The 15,339-nt window shown below is 37.4% G+C and carries 12 protein-coding genes; 7 read left to right on the top strand and 5 right to left on the bottom strand.

The window, feature by feature from the left end; genetic code table 11:
- Positions 1–57: 57 nt before the first annotated feature.
- The gene (locus tag ABIB40_RS04730; RefSeq protein WP_354356511.1) at positions 58–990 is read left to right on the top strand and encodes an SPFH domain-containing protein; all 933 of its coding nucleotides are present in this window, start codon (positions 58–60) and stop codon (positions 988–990) included.
- 115 nt (positions 991–1,105) lie between these two features.
- Here the strand turns inward: ABIB40_RS04730 and ABIB40_RS04725 are convergent, their stop codons facing one another.
- The 3 genes from ABIB40_RS04725 to ABIB40_RS04715 form a co-directional block, all read right to left on the bottom strand.
- Entirely contained in the window at positions 1,106–3,259 is a 2,154-nt protein-coding gene (locus ABIB40_RS04725) for a carboxy terminal-processing peptidase (RefSeq protein WP_354356509.1), read from the bottom strand.
- Between the two features lie 207 nt (positions 3,260–3,466).
- Positions 3,467–4,150 carry a tetratricopeptide repeat protein gene (locus ABIB40_RS04720; protein ID WP_354356507.1) on the bottom strand — a complete coding sequence of 228 codons (684 nt, stop codon included), beginning with the start codon at positions 4,148–4,150 and terminating at the stop codon, positions 3,467–3,469.
- A 31-nt stretch (positions 4,151–4,181) separates the two neighbouring features.
- Entirely contained in the window at positions 4,182–5,024 is an 843-nt protein-coding gene (locus ABIB40_RS04715) for an isoaspartyl peptidase/L-asparaginase (RefSeq protein ID WP_354356505.1), read from the bottom strand.
- Between the two features lie 596 nt (positions 5,025–5,620).
- Between ABIB40_RS04715 and ABIB40_RS04710 the strand changes: the two genes are divergently transcribed.
- From ABIB40_RS04710 to ABIB40_RS04690, 5 genes are all read left to right on the top strand, one after another.
- Complete coding sequence (locus ABIB40_RS04710) at positions 5,621–6,538, top strand: hypothetical protein (protein ID WP_354356503.1); 918 nt, start codon at positions 5,621–5,623, stop codon at positions 6,536–6,538.
- An 84-nt stretch (positions 6,539–6,622) separates the two neighbouring features.
- The gene (locus ABIB40_RS04705) at positions 6,623–7,240 is read left to right on the top strand and encodes a sensor histidine kinase (RefSeq protein WP_354356501.1); all 618 of its coding nucleotides are present in this window, start codon (positions 6,623–6,625) and stop codon (positions 7,238–7,240) included.
- Positions 7,241–7,244: 4 nt separating this feature from the next.
- Positions 7,245–7,988, top strand: coding sequence for a LytR/AlgR family response regulator transcription factor (locus ABIB40_RS04700; RefSeq protein ID WP_354356499.1), 744 nt, complete (start codon positions 7,245–7,247; stop codon positions 7,986–7,988).
- Positions 7,989–8,176: 188 nt separating this feature from the next.
- Complete coding sequence (locus tag ABIB40_RS04695; RefSeq protein WP_354356497.1) at positions 8,177–9,748, top strand: sensor histidine kinase; 1,572 nt, start codon at positions 8,177–8,179, stop codon at positions 9,746–9,748.
- A 229-nt stretch (positions 9,749–9,977) separates the two neighbouring features.
- Positions 9,978–10,700, top strand: a complete 723-nt coding sequence (locus ABIB40_RS04690) for a LytR/AlgR family response regulator transcription factor (protein ID WP_354356495.1) — start codon at positions 9,978–9,980, stop codon at positions 10,698–10,700.
- Between the two features lie 334 nt (positions 10,701–11,034).
- On the opposite strand, the gene ABIB40_RS04685 is transcribed toward ABIB40_RS04690, so the two are convergent.
- A complete protein-coding gene (locus ABIB40_RS04685) occupies positions 11,035–11,910 on the bottom strand; it encodes a cyanophycinase (protein ID WP_354356493.1) in 876 nt (291 codons plus the stop codon).
- Positions 11,911–12,204: 294 nt separating this feature from the next.
- Between ABIB40_RS04685 and cphA the strand changes: the two genes are divergently transcribed.
- The gene (gene cphA, locus ABIB40_RS04680) at positions 12,205–14,820 is read left to right on the top strand and encodes a cyanophycin synthetase (RefSeq protein ID WP_354356491.1); all 2,616 of its coding nucleotides are present in this window, start codon (positions 12,205–12,207) and stop codon (positions 14,818–14,820) included.
- Between the two features lie 76 nt (positions 14,821–14,896).
- Here the strand turns inward: cphA and ABIB40_RS04675 are convergent, their stop codons facing one another.
- Positions 14,897–15,331: a ferritin-like domain-containing protein gene (locus ABIB40_RS04675; RefSeq protein ID WP_354356489.1), complete on the bottom strand. Its 435-nt coding sequence runs from the start codon at positions 15,329–15,331 to the stop codon at positions 14,897–14,899.
- Between the last annotated feature and the right edge of the window lie 8 nt (positions 15,332–15,339).

Raw genomic sequence — 15,339 nt, 5'->3', positions numbered from 1 at the left:
TTACAAAAGGAGAGATAAATTTGGAGGTTTTTTTCTATCTTCAACAAAAAAAATAATATGGAATATATTGGTTATGTAGTTTTAGTATTAATACTTATAGTTTTTTTAAGTTCTTTTGTAACTGTTAAACAGGGAACAATTGCTGTGGTTACTGTTTTTGGGAAATATAGGCGAATGCTAAAACCAGGGTTGAGCTGGAAAATCCCTCTTATTGAGCAGATTTATTCGCGAATTTCAATACAAAACAGATCGGTGGAGCTATCTTTTCAGGCAGTAACGCAAGACCAGGCAAATGTGTATTTTAAGGCGATGTTGTTGTATTCGGTAATCAACCAAGAGGAAGAAACAATAAAAAATGTTGCCTTTAAGTTTGTTGATGCAAGTAATTTAATGCAGGCGCTGATTAGGACAATAGAGGGGTCTATCAGGGCTTATGTGGCTACGCAAAAACAAGCAAATGTGTTAGCGCAACGCAACGAAATTGTATTGCACGTAAAGGAGCAAATAGATCAGGTGTTAGATGGATGGGGTTATCACCTGCAAGATCTTCAACTAAATGACATTACCTTTGACGAAGAGATTATGCGCTCTATGAGTCGTGTTGTAGCGTCTAATAACTTAAAGGCGGCTGCAGAAAATGAAGGTCAGGCGTTGTTGATCACCAAAACCAAAGGTGCCGAAGCAGATGGAAATGCCATAAAAATTGCCGCTACCGCAGAACGAGAAGCTGCACAATTACGTGGACAAGGCATTGCTTTGTTTAGGCAAGAAGTGGCAAGAGGTATGAGTAGTGCGGCGCACGAAATGCAACAAGCCAACTTAGATACCTCTGTAATTCTTTTTACCATGTGGACGGAAGCCATTAAACAGTTTGCAGAATACGGCGAAGGAAATGTGATTTTTCTTGATGGCAGCACAGATGGAATGAATAAAACCATTAAGGAACTAATGGCTATGCAGCTTACACAAGGACAGTTGGCTGAGAAATAGCTTTTATTGATAACCGTGATCAGGCAGGTTTTTTGAAAATAGGCAAAGAAAAAAGAAGCGCCATGGTAATTTAATACCATGGCCGCTTTTGTTATGGTGTAAATAAGCCTAACGGTTACATTTGCCCTAAATTCATAACGTAATTGCTAGCCTGTTGCATCAAATCTCCCATTACGTGTAAACTCTCGTCTTCTATAAAATCAAAGCTATCAACTTTTCCTGGTTTAGCGTCTTTTTTAAGTTTCGGTAATCCTCTTGCGGCACGTAGGTCATTTGCGCGCTCAAATGACTCCGATTCTTGTGCATCTCGTTCTCCCTTAAGTTTCTGTTCATTAAGGGTTACAGACGTTTCAGTTTCGCGTTTTTTTAATTTTTGCATATCTTCCTTCAAGTATTTAAAACTTAAAGAGTTTGCTATGCGTTCTTCGCTATTTTTTACCAAATTAGGCTTAATCATAGCTAGGTTGGCCACAGCCTTAAAGTTAGAACTAGGAATGGTATCCCATGGCAATGCAGAAGGTTCAGTGTCTTCGCCAATTTTATCCATAGGATAGATTGAAGGGAAAACAACATCTGGCGTTACACCCTTATGTTGAGTACTACTGCCCGCAACTCTATAAAATTTAGCCAAAGTTAAATTTATTTGTCCCAACTGTATGTCTTTATTAGCAACGCCCGCTGGCGATGTACCAACAGTTTTATCCTTATTGATTAGTGAAGAAAGTTTTTGAATGATGCTTGGGTTAACCAACTTATTCAAGTCTATAGAAGATTGCACTGTTCCCTTACCATAGGTTTGAGAACCCATAATTACACCTCGACCATAATCTTGGATCGCACCGGCAAAAATTTCTGAAGCAGATGCACTTAATCTGTCTACCATTACACCAAAAGGACCGCTCCAAGCCACGCCAGGTGTTTCATCAGCATCAACTTCTATTTTCCCTCTAGCATCCTTTACCTGAACGACTGGACCTTGATCTATAAATAATCCCGTTAATGAGATGGCTTCTACCAAAGAACCGCCGCCATTGCCACGTAAATCCATCACAATGGCATCTACTTTATCCTGGTTTTTAAGGGTATCGATTAACAACTTCACATCTCTTGTGGTGCTCTTGTAATTTTTGTCACCTGCGTTTAAGGCTTTGAAATCTGCATAAAAAGCTGGTAGGGAAATAACACCTATCTTATATTCCTTACCATCGGTGGTTACGGTTTTTACTTCTTTCTTAGCAGACTGATCTTCTAAAATAATCTTATCTCTAGTTAATTCTATAATTACTGGTTTAGAAGACATTTCTTTTCCTACCGGGATGATTTTTAACCTTACCTTAGTTCCTTTCGGGCCTTTTATTTTGGTTACGGTGTTGTCTAACCTCCAACCCACAATGTCTACAAACTCTCCCTCTCCTTGCGCTACCGCGATGATTCGATCGCCTGAGTTTAGCTGTTTGCTTTTAAAAGCTGGTCCGCCAGGAATAATATCGGTAATTTTAACTACCTCGTTCTCCAACTGCAATCTTGCACCAATGCCTTCAAAAGACCTAGACATTTCTTCGTTAAATGCTACAGTATTAGATGGGTTAAAATAATTGGTATGAGGATCAATAGCTTCAGTAAGCGCATCCATTAAAACTTGGAAAACATCTTGATTGTTCGTCTTTAACGCTTGGGATTTTAAGTTCTGGTATTTTTTGGTCAGCGTTTCTACGTTTTTGGCTTCGGCGGTACCTGCAAGGTTTAAATTGATAAGCTCGTACTTAACCCTTTTTTTCCAAACATCATCTAATGCCTGTGCCGAAGCTGCCCACGGCATTTTTTCCCTATCGTAGGTATACCTATCTTCTTCATTAAAGTTGTATTTATCTTTAATTTGGGTGGCTGAATAATTAAAATATTCATTTAAGCGCTTTAAATACACGTTAAAAATATAGAATGGGGCACTTAAATCCCCATTTTTAAAATCATCATCTAAGGTATATCTATACTTTTCAAACCCCTTAATATCCGAAGCCAAAAAATAATTTCTCCCTTGATCTAAGGATTTGATATACCTATCTAAGATAATGGACGAAATAGAATCGTTAATTTTAATTTTTTTGTAGTTATAATTCTCTATCAGCCCCACAACCTCCTTCATTACAAGCGCCTGTTGCTCATCTGGCGTTATGTTTTTTACCCCATCTACCATAGGCTGTGGCTTTGGTGCTGCATTGCAGGCAAAAACTGCAGCGGTAAATAGTACGAAAAATATGTTCTTTAGCATTTGTTTGAATGATTTAAAATCCATTGTTTAATTTGAATAGCCAATATGATACCATTTTACCGAAAAACCAAAAAAGAGACAGCAATATTACCATCTCGCCAGTTCCAAGCATCAAATCTAGCCAAAAATTTTGGTGATTAATTGTTTGGTGTTGAACATGTATAGATGAGATATGTTTGAAGAGGAACGTAAATAAGAGGGAAAAATTTATTTTTTCTGAGCAAGTTGTCCTGCAATTGTTCTCCGCGCAGCACTAATTTCATCGCCAAATTGTGTGGTGTTTCGGGCTTTTGCGAGTAATTCGGCAGACTTTAGATCACGAAGTGCAAGTGAAAAATCTTTCTTTTTAATTTTAACCTGAACCACACCCAGTAAAGATTCTATAAACGAGTTTTGGTTGCCAAGTTCTTTTGCCAAAATGCCCTGTTGTGTATAAAACCACATAGACTGCGTATATTTATTTTGTGCCAACAAGGTGTTTCCCAACAAGTAATACGTGTTCATTAAGCCAGAATTACTGTGCAGCTTAGAATAATTTTTAACTGCTACGTTAAGTAAAATGTCTTCTGCTTCCTTAAAATTTCCAAGTTTGTAGTGCATGTTGCTCATCTTAATGATGGCTTGCCCGTACTTATTGTAATTTTTAACTACACAATATTCAAAGGCAGCTTTACCAAACAGGGGCAAAGCCTGGTTAAAATCTCCTCGTTGCGCAAAACTCGTTGCCTTATCGTAAAACGCATTCCCATCAAACAAATCATATTTAGAAACTGCTATATTTATAGCCGTATTGCCAGCATTTTGATTTTGAAAATCAATCTTTTCGACGCTTTGAGCGTACGTAGAAAAGTAAATAAACATCGCAAAAAAAGCAGCAGCAATTTTTATCATGCAACAAAAATAATACTTTTGCGGGGCTTTTTTAGTTAAAGACTTGTAAACTTCCATCAAAAGAAGCCCAAACCATGTAAGGATGAGAGTCATAATGGCAAACATCGCCATTGGCAGAGATACCGACGACCCCTGCAAAGCCATCAAAAGGTTTAAGCTCTGAAAAAGATTTTTTGCAAGCTTCTTCTATCGTAAATCCATCCGTTACACGTGTTACAATTTTCGCAGCTAAAGCAGCACTGGTAATGTCTTCGCCAACCCCGGTGCAAGAAATACCCGCATATTTATTGGCATAATTGCCTGCAACTGTTGCAGAGTCGCTTACGCGGCACGGTATTTCGAAACCTTTGCCCCCCGTAGATGTTGCAGCAGCCAATTTTCCATCATTATCTAAAGCAACACAACCAACCGTACCTTTATTTTCCTGCTGTTTCAATTTCTCGTCAAAATCTGCTTGTCGCGATGGCGTTATCGGGTTATAAGATTGGTGACCATGTTGTCTTGCATACTTCTGTGCGCCCTCGCCGCTCAATACCCGGTCTTCTTCTAGTAGAAGTTGTTCGGCAATTAATATTGGGTTTTTAACATCTTCGATGTTAATTACGCCGCTAAATCTTTCGGTCTTGCTGTCCATTAAAGAGGCACTCAACCTCACTTTTCCATCGCTTTGAATTTGCGAACCCAGCCCTGCGTTAAACAATTCGTTGTCTTCTAAAAGAGATACGGTATAAGCCACTGTTTCTAATGCAGCATGCGTTTTTAAATATTCATAGCCCTGAATTACAATTTTTGACAAGGCTTCTTGTTTAGCCTTTTTTGTTTCGGAATTTGTGGAAGACTCACTAAAGAAGCCTCCGTGTATAATAATTTTCATGCTAAGGGAATAAATGGAAAATAATCAGCACGCAATCTTCTAAACGTCAAGCTAGCGCATTTCGGTGCGAAGATAGGGGAGATTTTATAATTTGCAAAAGCAAAGCATGTTGTTGGGAATAACGAGCAGGCAGCAGAGATCAAAAACCCTGTGTAGACCTCTGTCCTCCGACTTCCATTTTTCTGATTTCTGAATGCTTACATTTGGTTTCTTTCTAGTATTATGTCTTGGGATAACTTTTTTTTCTCCTCAGATTGCACTGATTTTTGCAACTCTGTCTCTGCGGAAATCCGTTTTATCTGCAGGAATCATTCATAATCGATTTCCAAATTTCCCTTCCTACTCCGCCAATTTATCCGCCGAATTAAATCCGAGATCGCTCTGATAAGAACTACTTTATCAGTCCTATTAATTTCCGGTTTGAGATATAATTGTAGAACATACCGAAAAAATTTATTTAACAAAGGCAGTTCTTTAGCAACATTTAAATACTGCACAAAACTATACCTTTACTATTTCAAACAGAGTGTTTCCTGTTTTATGGTTGTAGTTTTGCTATTATTGCTGCAAGTTTGTTAAAAATTAAACTTAACACTATGAAGAAGATAGCCTTTACATTTCTCAGCTTTATTATTGCGCTATCTACAGCACATGTACAAAAAGGCATAGATTTTAATAAAAATATTGCTGCTGGGGGTATATTGCTAATGAGTGTAGATAGTTCTGCCAAAAACGTCGTTTATGCAGTGGTGTTTCCCAATCAACCTAATACGTGGTTTAACTACCTGCCTGAAGTTAACAATTTAAATATCCAAATTAATTTTAGAAAGGATATTAACATACAGCATTATCGCTATACCATTTTGGTAGATGATAAACCAATAGCAGTAAATAAATCTATCGACATAGCGAAGCTGAAAGATACCCACGCGGGTGGCGACGAAGAACTATTCAGTACCACATCACTTGGCACATTTGTTATAAAAGATAAAATAATTACCACTTTGGTTTATAGCGTTGATAAGCCGCAGGATATATACAAGTCTATTTTTTACGGGAAACCTCTTCCCAAAACAAAAATTAAAGCTTTCGGAAAGCGCTTCAAAACTGAAAAAGGCGTTGATTACAAATATATTATAGACCCGAAAGAAAACACGAAACTTATTTTCACTAAAAACGACGACGAACTAACCATTGTAAAAGACAAATCTGACATCGATTATCTCTATAACATCACAATAAAAGATAAAAAAACAAATGAAATTATTTTTGAATCGGATGTTTGGCAGTATGGCGGCCTAGTAACTGAAAATCATGAATTTGCGCCACATGTTAAAATCGATAGGAATATTTTTAAAAAATCGGGAGATTATGAAATTATTATTCAACCGTCGATTAAATGGACAAATTGTTTTGATTGTGAATTCTCACAAAAAGAAATAGAAAGTTACGCAACTAGATATACGCTAGCTATCACAATAGATAAAGAAAACTATACTAAAAAGGATCTTTGACTGTATATCCTCGTTACCGCGTTGTTTATTGGAATTGCCTTTCTTGTCGCCCTTTACTTCATTAAAAAAAGAAACAAAAAAACAATGGCAGAAAAAGAGCAGCAAAAAAATACTGCAAAGCTCCAACTCAGTTCAATCCGTGCTCAATTAAACCCTCATTTTTTGTTTAATGCGCTTGCTGGCATTCAAAATTTAATGAACAAGAACGAGATAGACAATGCCAATAAATACCTTTCTAAATTTGCCAGGTTAACCCGTAACGTGCTTGATGATAAAGAACTGATTAGTTTATCACAAGAAAAAACTTTGCTAGATGATTACCTGCAAATGGAGCAATTGAGGTTCGGTTTTACGTATGAAATTAATCACGCTGAAAACTTAGATTTAGATAATATAGAAATACCAAGCATGTTGCTGCAATCTTTTGTAGAAAATGCGGTAAAGCATGGAATATCGCAAAAAGCTACAGATGGAAGAATTATCATTACCTTAATTAATCAAACAAATGATTTGGTGTTAACTGTTGTTGATAATGGAAATGGATTTAATACAGAAAATAGGCAGAATGGGCTAGGTCTAACATTAAGTGAGGGTAGGATAGCGTTATTAAATAATATTTATAAAGAAAATCGCTTTATCTTGGGCATACAATCAACCACAAACGGCACTAAAATAAGCTTAACGTTAACCGATTGGCTATAATAGGATGAGAGCAGTTTTAATAGATGACGAAATATCCAACTTAGAGAACCTGCGGTCTTTGCTAGAAAAGCACTGTCCGCAGGTAACTATAATGGCAACAGCCCAAAAGGTAAGTGATGCGGTTAATGCTATTGAAAAATCTTTGCCAGATTTAGTGTTTCTGGATATTCAAATGGGCGAACAAACAGGTTTTGATGTGTTAAAACAACTTCCCACACGTAATTTCGAAGTTATTTTCGTTACCGCTTACGACCAATATGGGATACAAGCTGTAAAATTTGCCGCGTTAGATTATCTTTTAAAGCCAATTGATATTGAAGAATTGATTAATGCCGTAACTAAAGCCGAACATAAGGTGGCAACACAAATACAAACTTCCCAGCTGGATTTCTTACTGCAACAACTAAAAAAGCCAGAAGCGAACGTTAGCAAAATTGCGCTGCAGATGCAGAGCGAAATAAGGTATGTTGCTTTATCAGAAATTATACGTTGCGAAGCAGATAATACTTATACGCACTTCTTCCTCTCGGGTGATGAAAAAATATTGGTGTCTAAATCACTTAAAGAATATGCAGATTTACTGCGACCGAACGGATTTTTAAGAACCCACCAAAGCCATTTGGTAAATCCAAAATACGTAAAAAGCTGGTTAAAAGAAGATGGTGGTGTGCTCCTCTTAATGTCTGGAGAAAAGATACCCGTTTCTAAGCCGAATAGGGAAGGTGTAAAGCAAATGTTGGGGAAATAGATAGTTCGGTGCAGCGTTCATTGTTTTACGTCATTCGTTGCTCGAACAGAGAATGTCAAGCAACGAGCAACTTATCTTCGTTTACAGCTACATTTGCCATTTTCACAAAGTTAGCGGTGGCGTTTACTAAAACATCATTTTATTAGCTGCATATTTGATGCAAGTTTGAGGAAATCTTAAACTTAAAAATGATGAGAAACTACTTCACTTTAATTATTTTATTTATTTCTTCAGTTTGTTTTGGGCAATTTAAAGAGAATACTTCTTATTCGATAAGTCAAGGGAATGTTGGGATTGGGTTAAGCATGCAAATAGATACTTTTACTAATCGAATAGATTATCATAACAATATTCCAAACCAACCAAATGCTAATCTAGTTTATTTAGAAGGTGCGCAAAAGATAAGACTTTTTGGTTCTATTAATAAAGATAGTGCGGCTTATTATCGCTATAGTATTGTCGAGGATGGTGTTAATCAGCTAGTAAGTGATGCTACTCCAACAAAAGTGCATCCTTCATCTTTTGACAGAATTTTCAAAAATAAAATAGAGTTTGACTTAGGGGTTTTCAACGTTTACAATAAAAAGCTTACTATTTCTCTGTTTAAAATAACAAATAGAACAAAAATTGCTACGGTAATCATATATAGCAAGCCAATTAAATCAGCAGAATTAAAACTTATTGGTATTGGAAAGACCCATAACAGAACTTACGTGTCTTTCCAAACAAAAGATAATTCGAAAATAAATATTGATAAGAATTTCAGTAACCTCCAATTTGTGTTGAAAAGTACAGGACTAGATTTCGTATATTATGGCTATCTTAAAGAGAAATCTACAGGTAAAATACTTTATCAATCTAATAATTGGCAATATGGGCTTTATAATCCTATAGTGCCCTACCTTATCATTGATGCAGCCTACTTACAAAAATCTGGAGATTATGAATTTATTGTAGCGCCAAAATTAAACACGTTACAAAATACACGTGGGATAAATTCGAAACCAATGCTTTACAGTTTCTCGATAGTAAATCCGCAAGAAAAAGTATTTACCGCAAAGCAATTTGCCATTTTTGGGATTTTATTAACTGCTTTTTTCGGTACTGGTATTTTGTATATTCGCAAAAAGACCAAACGCAAACTGCTTGCAGAACAACAACAGAAAGAAATCGCTAAAACTCAATTGCAAAGTGTTCGTTCACAGCTTAATCCTCATTTTATTTTTAACGCATTGGCGGGTATACAAAGTTTAATGAATAAGCATAGAACTGAAGAAGCTAACGAATATTTGGGCAAATTTGCACGCATTACCCGTAATGTGCTTGACAATGAAGAAATGAATAGTTTGGCGCAAGAAAAAGCTTTGCTTGATGATTATTTACGGATGGAGCAGTTTCGTTTTGGCTTTAGTTATGAGGTTTTGATAGTCGACACGCTAGACCTTGAAAATACCGAGATACCAGCCATGTTATTGCAACCCTTGGTAGAAAACGCCGTAAAACATGGTATAGCCGAGCGAACTAAAGATCGCAAGATTGAAATATTTTTTGAGCAACAGCAAAATAACCTACTTTTAAAAGTTGTAGATAATGGAAAAGGTTTCGATACCTCTAAAAATTATAAAGGTTTAGGCCTGGCTTTATGTAAAGACAGAGTCATTTTGTTAAATAGTATTTATAAGGAAACCCCAATTACGATGGAGTTTATAGGTAACAGTAACGGGACTTCAATTTTAATAACCTTGGTAAATTGGTTATAAAAGCAGTCATTTCGTTGCGCTCCAATCGAAAAGACGGGGATTTTTAAGATTTCGAGCTTCACGAGAATGATGCTGGAAATAAGTTTTCAGTTTACGGTATATCATTTTTTTGGCATAATGAAGAAATCTTTTAAACTGGCATTAGATGATTTATATTATGCAACAAAGGTCAAAAATTTCTCGCTTTCATTACATTTCGCTTTAAAGGGCGACTAAACAAAAAAATATAATGCGTGCAATTTTAGTAGATGATGAACGTGAAAATTTGGATAACCTCCAGATTTTATTAGAAAAATATTGTCCACAAGTAAAAGTTATAGGTTGTGCACAACAGCTTGATCAGGCTGAAAAGCTCATTAAACTACATCAACCCGATTTACTTTTTTTAGATATCCAAATGGGTAGAAATACAGGTTTTGATTTGCTAAATAAACTCGATGAAAAGTTATTCGAAGTAATTTTTGTTACTGCTTATGATCAATATGGTATTCAAGCTATTAAGTTTGCCGCATTAGATTATTTACTAAAACCTGTAAATATTGCCGAGTTAACTGCTGCGGTAGCAAAGGCTGATATAAGGATAAAGGATAAAATGCAATACCACCAGCTTAGTTTTTTATTAAACGAGCTTAAAAATGCCAAAACTAATTTGCCTAAAATAGCCCTGCCACAGCAAAACGAAATAACTTATGTGTTGGTAAAGGATATTATAAGGTGCGAGGCTGATAATACTTATACTTTCTTCTATTTGGCCAATGGCGATAGGGTTTTGGTTTCCAAACCTTTAAAAGAATATGCTGATTTATTAAAAGTTCATGGCTTTTTAAGGGTACACCGCAGTCATTTGGTAAACCCAAGTTTGGTAAAAAGCTGGCTTAAAGAAGATGGCGGCACGTTGTTAATGAACAATGGAGATAAATTTCAGTATCCATTGCCAATAGAGAAATGGTGAAGCAAATGTTGGGGAAATAATAAAGTTCTCGTCATTTCGATGATAGGAGGAATCTTTCAGCTAAGAACTAGAGTCCTTGAGCTGTGTTGCCGAATGGCTCTTTACTTGTGGCGAACAGACATGTTAGCCCGCTCTTCGGGATGTTAAGCTTGCGCATCCCGAAGCCAAGATAACGTGGATTTTGAAATCCACAAAACGAAGGGGATAAGGGCATTGTGTCAGGGATTACAAATCCCTATTTATGCATAGTTCAAAATGGCCCTGCCGAACATGTCCAACAGCAGGCCTTGCAACAGCTCGGTTGAGCTTTTCAGAACAGCAATATTTCAAAACCTTAAGTTACTGAAACAGCCTTTGGATGGTGTATCGCTAAACTGTGATCTAGCAGATTGTAAATATCTCCTTCGCCCATTACATGCACCACCATGTTTTTGATAGACACCGGTTGCCCCATTTCTACATCGGTTAAATTCGTGTCGGTCATTTGGCGCCCGTCTACCAAAATAACCATTCCAGAGCCAATTGCCTCCATTCTATGCCCATCTGTTATGCACAACCCAGTATCTTCACCCAAGCCTATACCTAAAATGCCTGGGTTACTGGCAACTGCATACAAAAGTCTGCCAATTCTGCCGCGTTGTACAAAGTGTGTATCTACAATAACATCGTCTATAAAACCAAGTCCGCCGGTAATTTTCACTTCGCCTTTTAGCAAAGCCTCTTTACTGCTGCCTTGGTAAATCATGTTTTTAGAACTCGCTGCCGCACCAGCCGATGTACCAGCAATTACCACTTGCTCTGATTGATATTTTTGTAATAATATTTGGTGTATTTTGGTGCCACCGAATATAGACGATAATCTTAACTGATCGCCTCCTGTAAAAACAATTACGTCTGCATTCTTTATTCTCGCTGCATTTTCATCACTGTTTGCTTCTTCTCTGTTCTTAATATTTAAAATACCTAGATTATGAACATCTAATTGAGCAAATGCTTTTATATATTCTTCGCCCACTTTCTCCGGCATTAGCGAAGCAGTGGTTATAATCTCGAACCTAGATGCTGTATTTTTGGCAGATTCTGTAGTAATTCTTTTTAAAATGCCACGTTCAAAAAAATTCATGTTTTCTGGCATTCCAAATTGCGTTTCTGCAAAACTACCAGTGTCTATCGCGCCGCCTATAATTATTAATTTACCGTTAACTGCCATGTTTTGCGTGTTGCGTTTGCTTGAAAAAGCTCAAATATATAAGGTTATATCAAAAAAACACAGGTTTTTCGCCAAAATTTTGGCTTGCTTCAAAAACAATAAGGAAATAATGTGCGTTATCAATAAATAAATGAACGTTATTAAGTGATTATAGTTTTTATCCTTTTTTTTAGATAGACGTGCTATTTCATAAATAATTTATAATTTACATTCGAAATTTTACCAAAGGAGCAACCCATTTTTACCTTTGGAATTTCACGCTAAAGCTTCGAGGGAGGCGACAAACAAGAATTTATGAAAATATCTAAGATACAGGTGCTAAGAGGCCCAAATATTTGGTCTATCAGTAGAAAAAACCTCATCCAAATGCGTTTAGATTTGGAAGAATTGGAAGAAAGCCCCACCAATTTGATAGAAGGTTTTGGCGAGCGATTGGAAAAACTACTACCAAGCATGTTTAGCCACCGTTGCTCCAAAGGAATAGAGGGAGGTTTTTTTTCGAGGGTTAAAGAAGGTACCTGGATGGGGCATGTAATAGAGCACATTGCTTTAGAAGTACAGACCCTTGCGGGGATGGATACCGGCTTTGGAAGAACCCGAGAAACAAAAACACCAGGCGTTTACAACGTGGTATTTAGTTATTTAGAAGAAAAAGCAGGCGCTTACGCAGCAGAAGCAGCGGTAAATATTGCCCAAGCCCTAATAGACAATGTGGATTATGACTTGGCCCATGATATACAACGCATGAAAGAGCTGCGAGAAGCAGAAAGACTTGGGCCAAGCACTGGTTCTATTGTAGAGGAAGCGGTAAGGAGAAATATCCCATGGATCAGGCTAAATAAAAATTCTTTGGTGCAACTTGGTTATGGAAAAAATCAGGTTAGGTTTCGTGCCACCATGACCGAGAAAACAAGTAGCATAGCGGTGGATCTTGCTGGCGATAAAGATGAAACTAAAAGATTGTTGACAGAATCTGCCATTCCTGTAGCCGATGGTGTAACGCTCTCCAATCCTGACGAGCTGGAAAATGCGGTAAAAAAACTTGGTTTTCCGTTAGTGTTTAAACCTTTAGATGGGAACCATGGCAAGGGCGCTACCATTAACGTTAAAACTATGGAAGATGCCTTTGCTGCTTTCGAGTATGCAAAAACGTATTCCCGTCGCGTAATTATAGAAAAATTTATTGTTGGATACGATTTTAGGGTTTTGGTGATTGATAACAAAATGGTGGCAGCAGCGCAGAGAGATCCGGCGCATGTAAATGGCAATGGCATCCATACCATCCAAGAACTTATCGATACAGAGAACGAAGACCCTAGAAGAGGCTATGGGCATGAAAACGTGCTTACAGAAATTTCTGTCGACAGAGATACCCTAGATCTTTTGGCGAAGAAAAACTACACGCTAGAAACTGTGCCCGAGAAAGGAGAGATTATCTATTTAAAATCTACCGCTAATTTAAGTACCGGAGGCACTTCTATCGATGTAACAGATTCTGTACATCCACAAAATATATTTATTTGTGAACGTATATCTAGGGTAATCGGATTAGATATTTGCGGCATAGATATTATGGCACAAAATCTTACCCAACCACTTAGAGAAAACGGCGGTGTTGTACTAGAGGTAAATGCCGCACCAGGTTTTAGAATGCACCTCGCGCCAAGCGAAGGTTTGCCAAGAAATGTTGCAGCGAAGGTAATAGACATGTTGTATCCTCCAAGCAAATTATACAAAATTCCTATTATTGCCGTGACGGGTACAAATGGAAAAACAACCACGACAAGATTAATTGCCCATATTATTAGAAGCAATGGTAAACGCGTAGGCTATACCACCAGCGATGGCATTTATGTGCACAATACCATGTTGATGCAGGGAGACACCACCGGCCCGGTAAGTGCTTCTTTCATACTTAAAGACCCAACAGTAGAATTTGCGGTGTTAGAAACCGCACGTGGTGGCATATTGCGTTCTGGCTTAGGCTTTGATAGCTGCGACATTGGCGTGGTAACTAACATTCAAGAAGATCATTTGGGCATTTCTGACATACACACGTTAGAAGATTTAAAGCGTGTTAAAGAAGTGGTAATTGGCGCGGTTAGAAGAAAAGGTTGGGCGGTGTTAAATGCCGATAACGGTTATTGCATAAAAATTGGCCGAGAAGCTAGGTGTAATGTGGCCTACTTTAGCATGGACGAGAACAACCCCATTATAAAAGAACATTGTAAAAAGGGTGGCGTAGCTGCCATTTACGAAAATGGTTTTATAACAGTTAAAACCGGAGACTGGAAACTGAGGGTAGATAAAGCAACACATGTGCCTTTAACTTTTGGAGGTTCTGTTAACTTTATGATACAGAATGTATTGGCCGCAACCCTGTCTGCTTATTTGTGGGGTTATAAGCCAGAAGATATAAAATTGGCATTAGAAACCTTTATTCCCTCTGCGGCGCATACCCCCGGAAGGATGAATGTTTTTAGATTTAAAGATTTTAAAGTCTTGGTAGATTTTGCCCACAATGCAGATGGTTTTCTAGGCATAAAATCGTATTTACAAACCGTAGAAGCCACAAAATATATCGGTATTATTTCGGGTACGGGCGATAGGCGCAACGAAGATATTAAGGAAACAGCACGTATTTCGGCTCAAATGTTCGACAAGATTTACATTTGTCAGGAAAAATACTTACGTGGTAGGGAGCAGCAAGAATTGATTGATTTATTATTGGAGGGAATAGCAGAAGTAGATCCGAGAAAAGAGGTCATCATTATCAACAACAGCCAAAAATGTTTGCAACATGCTACAAATCATGCAGAAAAAGGCGCCTACATTACCATTTTATCCAATTCCATAGATAATGTGATACAAAAAGTTACCGAATATTTGGATCAAGAACTAGAAAACTAAAAGGGGAATAGATGCTATTAAAAATCCCCATTTGGCATTTGCCAGATGGGGATTTTAGGTAAAGTTAATTTTATTCTCAGGCGTCTCTAAGCGCTTTGATCTTGTTATGAGAAGTGTTTAAGCTAGCTTTTTGCTCAGAAACAAGCTCCCTAATATTCGCAGGAATTTCTTCTTCCAAAGCCATTTTATAAGCGTGCTGTGCCGCATCTTCTCCAGTTTCGCAATTGTTTAAAACCGATTGGCGATCGTGGCCGGTAAACATGGCTTTTACATCCATCCAACCCCGATAAATTTTGCCCGACGCGGTTGTGCCAGTTTCAATGTCTACACCTAGAGAGCCCACTTCTGTAGCTAAGGCCATTCTATATTTCTGCGATTCAGAAATCATCGTTAAAAAGAGCGCTTTTAAATCTTCATCGCCTTCTTTCAATTCTTGTCGGCCAGTTTCGTAGCCCTTAATTCTATCGTTGTTGATTTTTATCAAATCATTTAAAACTTCAGCTGTTTTCATTTCGTTGT

The sequence above is a fragment of the Pedobacter sp. UYP30 genome, assembly GCF_040547165.1.
GTDB lineage: Bacteria > Bacteroidota > Bacteroidia > Sphingobacteriales > Sphingobacteriaceae > Pedobacter.
Note: the sequence above shows the minus strand (reverse complement) of the source record. Positions and strands in the feature narration are given on the sequence as shown.

Coding starts and splice junctions, on each gene's coding strand:
- ABIB40_RS04730 (WP_354356511.1), top strand. CDS start 58: ATGGAATATATTGGTTATGTAGTTTTAGTATTAATACTTATAGTTTTT.
- ABIB40_RS04725 (WP_354356509.1), bottom strand. CDS start 3,259: ATGCTAAAGAACATATTTTTCGTACTATTTACCGCTGCAGTTTTTGCC.
- ABIB40_RS04720 (WP_354356507.1), bottom strand. CDS start 4,150: ATGATAAAAATTGCTGCTGCTTTTTTTGCGATGTTTATTTACTTTTCT.
- ABIB40_RS04715 (WP_354356505.1), bottom strand. CDS start 5,024: ATGAAAATTATTATACACGGAGGCTTCTTTAGTGAGTCTTCCACAAAT.
- ABIB40_RS04710 (WP_354356503.1), top strand. CDS start 5,621: ATGAAGAAGATAGCCTTTACATTTCTCAGCTTTATTATTGCGCTATCT.
- ABIB40_RS04705 (WP_354356501.1), top strand. CDS start 6,623: ATGGCAGAAAAAGAGCAGCAAAAAAATACTGCAAAGCTCCAACTCAGT.
- ABIB40_RS04700 (WP_354356499.1), top strand. CDS start 7,245: ATGAGAGCAGTTTTAATAGATGACGAAATATCCAACTTAGAGAACCTG.
- ABIB40_RS04695 (WP_354356497.1), top strand. CDS start 8,177: ATGATGAGAAACTACTTCACTTTAATTATTTTATTTATTTCTTCAGTT.
- ABIB40_RS04690 (WP_354356495.1), top strand. CDS start 9,978: ATGCGTGCAATTTTAGTAGATGATGAACGTGAAAATTTGGATAACCTC.
- ABIB40_RS04685 (WP_354356493.1), bottom strand. CDS start 11,910: ATGGCAGTTAACGGTAAATTAATAATTATAGGCGGCGCGATAGACACT.
- cphA (WP_354356491.1), top strand. CDS start 12,205: ATGAAAATATCTAAGATACAGGTGCTAAGAGGCCCAAATATTTGGTCT.
- ABIB40_RS04675 (WP_354356489.1), bottom strand. CDS start 15,331: ATGAAAACAGCTGAAGTTTTAAATGATTTGATAAAAATCAACAACGAT.